Annotated in this window: 1 protein-coding gene; it reads right to left on the bottom strand. The window is 63.9% G+C overall.

The window, feature by feature from the left end:
• Positions 1-168: 168 nt before the first annotated feature.
• The coding region (locus EJ903_RS26565; protein ID WP_148105335.1) for a transposase at positions 169-377 on the bottom strand (209 nt) is incomplete at its 5' end.

Below are 377 nucleotides of genomic sequence, written 5' to 3'. Positions count from 1 at the left end.
CGGGGATAACCGGTTCTTTGCGTCGGGCCATTCAGGGTCTCCTTCTGCTTCAGGATAACCCCGCCAAGCACGAAATTCCGGATAGTCCTACGCCGAGCAGGGCACACTGGCGGCTGATGGACAGCTTGGAATGCGCGCGGTCGATCATCGCGCGACGCTGGGCCCGGCCTACCTGCCGAGCCTCTTGGACAAAAAATCCTTCTCCACGGTGAGTTGGCCGATCTGGCGGTAGAGTTCGGCAACCTGCGCCTCGCTGGCCTTGTCTTCACGCTCGCCACCGCCCTCGAACAGCGTGGCCGCGCCGTCGAGCAGCGCCTTCTTCCAGGCGTGGATCTGGCTGGGATGGACACCGTGCTCGCTGGCCAGTTCACCCACCG

Origin of the sequence: Azospirillum griseum, from assembly GCF_003966125.1 — a bacterium.
Taxonomy (GTDB): Bacteria; Pseudomonadota; Alphaproteobacteria; order Azospirillales; family Azospirillaceae; genus Azospirillum; species Azospirillum griseum.
The sequence above is the reverse complement of the archived record's forward strand: the minus strand, read 5'-3'. Positions and strand labels throughout refer to the sequence as shown.